The 6,956-nt window shown below is 36.9% G+C and carries 8 protein-coding genes; all 8 read right to left on the reverse strand.

The window, feature by feature from the left end; translation table 11 throughout:
• Positions 1-71: 71 nt before the first annotated feature.
• Positions 72-1,427 carry a GntP family permease gene (locus A194_RS0102885; RefSeq protein WP_017185387.1) on the reverse strand — a complete coding sequence of 452 codons (1,356 nt, stop codon included), beginning with the start codon at positions 1,425-1,427 and terminating at the stop codon, positions 72-74.
• Positions 1,428-1,438: 11 nt separating this feature from the next.
• A complete protein-coding gene (locus A194_RS0102890) occupies positions 1,439-2,569 on the reverse strand; it encodes a glycerate kinase (protein WP_017185388.1) in 1,131 nt (376 codons plus the stop codon).
• An 84-nt stretch (positions 2,570-2,653) separates the two neighbouring features.
• On the reverse strand, positions 2,654-3,760 hold the full coding sequence (locus A194_RS0102895) for a CdaR family transcriptional regulator (RefSeq protein ID WP_017185389.1): 1,107 nt from the start codon (positions 3,758-3,760) through the stop codon (positions 2,654-2,656).
• Positions 3,761-3,902: 142 nt separating this feature from the next.
• Positions 3,903-4,535, reverse strand: coding sequence for a signal peptidase I (gene lepB / locus A194_RS0102900; RefSeq protein WP_017185390.1), 633 nt, complete (start codon positions 4,533-4,535; stop codon positions 3,903-3,905).
• A 140-nt stretch (positions 4,536-4,675) separates the two neighbouring features.
• A complete protein-coding gene (locus A194_RS0102905; RefSeq protein ID WP_017185391.1) occupies positions 4,676-4,996 on the reverse strand; it encodes a hypothetical protein in 321 nt (106 codons plus the stop codon).
• Between the two features lie 95 nt (positions 4,997-5,091).
• Positions 5,092-5,448: a DUF3221 domain-containing protein gene (locus A194_RS0102910; protein ID WP_017185392.1), complete on the reverse strand. Its 357-nt coding sequence runs from the start codon at positions 5,446-5,448 to the stop codon at positions 5,092-5,094.
• A 92-nt stretch (positions 5,449-5,540) separates the two neighbouring features.
• Positions 5,541-6,488, reverse strand: coding sequence for an ArsA family ATPase (locus tag A194_RS0102915; protein WP_017185393.1), 948 nt, complete (start codon positions 6,486-6,488; stop codon positions 5,541-5,543).
• Between the two features lie 27 nt (positions 6,489-6,515).
• Entirely contained in the window at positions 6,516-6,788 is a 273-nt protein-coding gene (locus A194_RS0102920) for a cory-CC-star protein (protein WP_017185394.1), read from the reverse strand.
• Between the last annotated feature and the right edge of the window lie 168 nt (positions 6,789-6,956).

Below are 6,956 nucleotides of genomic sequence, written 5' to 3' on the forward strand. Positions count from 1 at the left end.
ATAACAAATATATCCATCTAACAACATAAAAAAGAGCAAGGAAATCTCCCTGCTCTTAAACTATGATTCTCTTAAACGAATATAATCCAAATAATGATCGAAAGTGTGATGGCTACAAGACCTTGAATGAGTGTACCACCCGTTTGACCTTTATAAGCTTGTGTCACACTCATACCACTGAATTCTTTAACTACCCAGAAGTAACTATCATTAATGTGTGATACAACCATCGCACCTGCACCAACTGCCATAACAACTAAAGCCATTGGTAGTGGATCTTGAATACCTACATCAATTAATAGCGGTGCAACTAGTGTTGATGTAATAACTAATGCTGTAGTTGAAGAACCTTGTGCAGTCTTTAAAGCCGCTGCAATTAGGAATGGTACTAGTAAGAATAATGCGCCTGTTAAGAACGGATTATCACCGAAACTTTCAATAAAGTCTGTAATGTTCGTAGAAGAAATCACATTACCAAACGCACCACCAGCACCTGTAATAAGTAAGATTGGTGCAGCTGTTTTCAAACCTTCATTAATCCAATCATTCATTGTTTCACGATCGAACTTCGGTAGTAGTGCAAAGGCACATAACACACCGACTAACAGAGCAACAGCAGGTGCACCGAAGAATAAGATGATATCGAAGAACAAGCCTTCCCAACCTGCAAATGTTACAATTGACCCTAAAGAGATTAGTATAATCGGAACAAAAATTGGTGCAAATGCTTTTGTTGCTGAAGGCATTTCACCAAACTCTTTCACGACCTCATCATAATCAATTTGCATTTCATCTTCGCCTTCAACTTTTATCTTCGTACCAACTTTAATCGCCCAGAAGTAACCAGCCATAATTGTAGGAATCGCGACTACGATACCAATTAAGATAATTGTTCCTAAGTATTGCTCTGCTCCAATATTACCTGCTGCTGCAATTGGACCTGGTGTTGGTGGAACGAGTGTATGCGTTGCGAATAAACCGGTTGATAACGCGATTGCCATTGAAGCAACAGCCACTTTAGCACGTTTTGCAATCGCTTTCTTAAGAGATGATAGAATAATATAACCAGAGTCACAAAATACAGGTACACTGACGATACTACCAATCATACTCATCGCAAGTTGAGGTCTCTTTTCACCTATTAATCTTAAAATCACTTCTGCCATACGATAAGCAGCACCTGTTTTCTCTAATAAAACACCAATGATCGTACCAAACACAATGACTAAACCTATACCACTCATTAAGCCGCCAAAACCAGTGTTAACTGCTTCTACGACTTCAGCTAAAGGCAATCCAGCAAAAATACCGAGTAAAAAGGCTGCAATGATTAAAGATAAGAACGGATGCATATTTAATTTCGCTGTTAAACCAATAACTAATAGAACGGCAGCTACAATAACAATAACTAAACCTATACCTTCCATTTATATTCCCCTCACTTTCTTAAATTGTTAAATAAATGAACGACATTTGCCGTTTGTTGTAATAGGAGTTGATCAGCATTCTCCATGCATTCTGCTAATGACATCGGCTCATTCGTAATCGCAAACACTCCTGAAAACAAATCACGAAGCTTCCCTTCCCGGTCGTCTACTGCACCTGAAATAAGTACACAAGGCACGTTATGTCTCTTAGCCAATTTTGCGACATAACCGGGTGCTTTACCGAAAAATGTTTGAAAGTCACTTTGCCCTTCCCCTGTAACGACTAATTGACTTGATTTAATTTCATCTTCAAGTCGAGCAATTTCACCTACTACTTGGGCTCCAGACATTATTTCTCCCCCCATTACCATCAACGCAAAACCTAACCCACCTGCAGCACCAGCACCTTGTTTGTTTTTATAAGTACGACCTAACTCTCCTTCAACAACTTGACTATAATGAGCTAGTGCTTCATCCATTTGTTTTACAATTTGCTCTGACGCCCCTTTTTGTGGACCAAAAACATGTGAGGCACCATTTTCTCCACACAATGGGTTCTCTACATCAGATGCAACTTTAATTTCACACTGCTCTAAACGTGGATCGAGGTTAGTTAAATCAACACGAGCTACAAATTGTAGGTCATTACCATAGAATCCAACTTCATGATTACTTTCATCATAGAACTTAGCTCCTAATGCCTGAAGCATCCCAAGACCACCATCATTAGTCGCACTTCCGCCAAGTCCAATGAGTAATTGCCGGTAGCCGACATCCAGGGCTTTTTTTACAAGTTCCCCTAATCCATAAGACGTTGTGAAAAGTGGATTTTGTTTTTCTTTAGGCACTTGCATAAGCCCACACACACTTGCAACTTCAATAAGTGCTTCATGATTCACACCACTTTCACCCATAATTGTTGAAATGGGTTCTCCTAGTGGACCTGTCACCTCAAAATGTAAGCGCTTTCCATTTGTTGAATAAATTAAGGCATCAACTGTTCCCTCTCCACCATCAGCCATTGGTATTTTCTTGATAACAACTGACGGATCTGCAGTTTGACACCCTTGTTCAATAACATTACTAGCTTGTTTAGCTGATAAACTCCCTTTAAAAGAATCTGGGCTAACGGTGATTTTCATGCCTGTCATTCCTCCTATTAATGACAAGTTTAGTGAACATTTTGTTACAAAACAATTTGTATTTTGAATAAAAAATAACAATTTTTAGTCAATTATTTTGTGCAAATGACTAAACCGTTGTCTCGTCAGTAAAATATATAACATTAATGCTTCTTTAACATTTTTCGGGTTTAAATTAGTTTTCTGTTTAATCATGTCTAATCGGTAATTTAGCGTGTTTCTGTGGATATGTAATTGTTGTGCCGTTTCATTCGCATGAAAATTACAGTTGAAATACACATAAAAAGAATGCACATATTCGTCACTCAAGTTATTGAGATCATCTTGTTCATCGCTAAGTAACCCCATTGCTTCGTTAGAAATTGAACGTATTGCGACCTCCAATTTTAAATCTTTAATATTTACAACATCGTTCTGCTTATGACTAAAGTCGCTCATAAACCATGCTTCTTTAGCAAACATATATGATTTTCTTAAACCACTTACACCTATATCAAACGTGCCAATGTAAAGCCCGTTTTCAGGTAAATTCTCTTTTATGATTAATGACTGTCCATCTGTTAACTCTTTCTTAAATGTGACAACAATTTCATATTGATTAAGTAAAATTATGAATGCATAATGCGGCACATACTGATTTAAAGTGTGAGTAATTTGATCAATATTGAAAGCTGTATGATGACTAGTAAAAATTGCGATTTGATAGGATTGATTCAAATCAATTTCATCAAGGTAATCTGCTTCTTGTACTAATTGACTTTCATCAAAACCTAATGGATGAACTAACTTTTGGATCCAATCACGCAGCCTTCTTTCTCTCACAAAATTTTGTCGTTCAACCGCCGTTTGGTCAATAATCATCTCTATAGTCATACGCGTCATATTGGCTAGTTGAAAAACATGATCGGGATCACCTGTCACACCAACAACCCCAATAATTTCATCTTGAAACATAACAGGTATGTTAACTCCTGGCTTCGTGTTCGGATACTGATCTAGAAGTTCATCCTTTATAATGACCGTAGATTGTCGTTTTAATGCTACCATAGCCCCCGAGTGAAATTCCCCGATACGAGCAGGGTCAGAGCTTGCCAATATTGTCCCTGTTTCATCCATTAAATTTATTGGTACATCAACTGTTTCATTTACTCTTCTAATCATTTCATTTGCCAGCTTTACGGTCAGTTTCATTTGATCCTCTCCATCTGATTATTCTTTTTTATGATTTTATCACAGTGTGAATTAAAAAAAGCCTAAAAATAGGCTTAAAGTTAAGGTGAACACCAAATTCAAAGGTGCTATTTGATTTTAAAGTTAAAGTACTTCGAGAGCCTTATTTTGGGTATCCTTTTACTTTTCCAATTAAGTTTTCTTGTGATACAGGGCCGTACTGTTTACTATCTATACTTCGCCATACAAGGTCCCCTAAAACAAATACATGGTTATCTGGAACTGTTACAGCCTCCATATTAAACTCTTGATTAGATTCATGACTCATTGGATTGAGCGTAATATCACCATAAAACGTATCTAAAATGCTACCGTCAATATAAATTTGCCCTTCTTGGATCTCTATACTTTCTCCGGGCAATGCCACTACTCTAGCTACACTTTCTGGTAAAGCTTGTGATTCAAAAATCTCACCTTGTTTCTCAAAGTATGCTTGTCGTTCTTCAAGGAAATTATAATATTCTTCAGGTCGTTCATAGTAAACAACTTCCCCTCTTCGAACCTCTTGATTTATATAAAAATCTGGGTCAATTACAAGATCTCTTCCTAAATAATTGTATGGGTTATCTCCACGTTCCATATTGTCACTTTCGTATTTAATAACAATTATGTCTTCTTGACTAACGGCTTCTAATTCAGCATTTCTGTGAGGGTCTGTGATCGACGTTTCATTACCACTATCACTACAACCTACCGCTATTAATAGCAGTATGGGTAAAATGTAAAACCTCCTCATTTCTATCCCTCCTACTAATATAATAATGTAGAAAGCCTTAGAAAAACTGACCAATTGTTACAATATTCCGATAATTATAATGAGTTGTTGTTTCACCTCTTTAGATACGTTCTAAGCGCACTAGGCTAATGGGGGAGCTCCTATGTCAGTACACTTACGACAACTGGAATTATAATTAATAAAACACCGGAACTAAGTAACCCTTTATAAAACAAATGATTAAACTTCATCTTCGGTTCAGCAGGATAAAGACGCGAGTATTGCAACTTACGATCTTCATAAGCTAACACAAGAGCAACAGCACCAGCTAATCCGAGCGCCCCAATCCCTTCTCTTGTTAAGCCAAAATGTGAGTAAACATAAAGTAAAAACCCTGTTAAAACCGTCCACAACAGCCAACATAGTAAGCCATATGCGAGAAACTGAAGAGAAAACTTGATCTTATTTTGACTATATTCCATATTATCACCACACAAAGTTAGTTATACTTCCTAGTTCTAGATAGAGATTTCGAATCCTGCAAAATAAAAAGACTTAAGATCAATCCTTAAGCCTTTTAATCGATATAATTCACTTTTTTGGCGGAACTCTGACTTGGATAAGATTCGGCTACAGCTCCGTGAATCACTTCAATGTGATCACCGACATTTAACTGATTAATCGTACTTTCATCAATCTCACTTAGACTAAAATAAATTGCCTGCCCAGCCTTTTCACCAAATTGATTTAGATCTTCATGGTTCGCTTCGCCTTCATCTACTTTATTTTCAGTAACAAGTATTTGATTGCCCTCTATTTTAGCGACATACCCAATAAACCCTGGATGTTCATTTGAATTTTGCTCACCTGAAGCAGCGCCTGTTCCACAAGCTGATAAAAAGACGACTATTAGAATCACCAATAAATTTTTCATAAAATGACCTCCTCTTTAATTAGACGTCATCCACTAAGAAAAGTGACATTAAAATCATCCCGCCCAATTGTCAGTTGAAGGCGAGATTTAATTTAAGCGTGCGTTTTGTTTAAGGAGGTTAACTGGTCGGCAAATACATTGAGCCGATCTAAGTCTGATATGTCCTCTTCATATAAAGGGACTTTTAATATAGATTGATCCTTAAATTGCTCTTCTATGCTTCTTAAGTAGCTAACTTCAATCTGTCTTCTTTTCTCTAAAAATTGTCCATCCGCTTCTTTGGGAAGGACTTTATTTACAATCAAGTTTTTTACATGTAAGTTAAATTGATTTAATTGTTTAATCGCATGTTTCGTTTCAATTATTGGAAGCCTTTCAGGTATTAACACAAAAACAAAAGCTGTTATGTCTTCATTTAAAATAATATCTCTTGCTTGTGCGAACTTTTCTTTTCGTTGTTGTAGAATATCATAGATTGGGTCATCGACTGGTTCACCATCATTTAATAGTTGGGTGTAATTGTCGTTGATTTTTTGCCTTTTTTCTAACATCCCATCAATCCATACGTTCATTAACTCGGGCAATGTTAGAAGTCTTATTGTATGTCCTGTTGGAGCTGTATCGAAAATAATTTTGTCAAAATGGGCTTGTTCTTCGATTAATATCGTAATTAACCGATCAAATAAGGCCGCTTCTTCTGCACCAGGAGAGGCACTTGCAAGATCAATTTGTCTATGAACCTCTTCTACCATTTTCGACTTCACTAACCCTTTTAGATTACCCTTAACTTGGTTCATGTAGCGTTTAGTTTCAGTTGCTGAATCGATTTCAATTCCCCATAAGTGATTTGATAATTGTGTTTTCTCATGTGATAACGACTGATGAAATAGATCACCTAAATTATGGGCCGGGTCAGTTGAAACGACTAACGTGTTATATCCAGCTTGTGCATTGGCTAAAGCAAGTGCTGCTGATGAAGTTGATTTACCAACGCCACCTTTCCCTCCAACGAATATAATCTTCTGTTCTTGTATATTCATCTAACCCCTCACTTTACTTAAAAGTTTTTAACAACAGCGAAGGCCATCTAATGGTGAATGTTCCATGCCCATTCGTAAATGCCAGTCGTGGAATCTCTCAATAATAAAAGGATATAACTCCAACGTGTAATAAAATGCGGGATTGGGAATACCGAGCATGTCCGAATACACGAGCAATAAAAAAAGGTCGTCTTCATCTCTTAATTCTCTAGCTATTTCAGTCCGATGTGGCGTGCTTAACATTTCATCGTATAACTCAATTACTCGTTTTAGCTTTTGCCAAACCTTTTGTTCTACCAATGTCTTCACCCTTAAAAACTAGTCTAGTTATTCATATTTTATCAAAATAATCAAAAAAATCTATCATCCATACAAAAAAGCCGCACACAGTACGGCTTTTCTGATTTTAGGCTGCATCTTTGAACTTATCATTCTTTCGCTCATTCGATATGACTGAGACTGCCAAGG

Source organism: Alkalibacillus haloalkaliphilus C5 (assembly GCF_000269905.1).
In the GTDB taxonomy this organism is placed as follows: Bacteria; Bacillota; Bacilli; order Bacillales; family Alkalibacillaceae; genus Alkalibacillus; species Alkalibacillus haloalkaliphilus_A.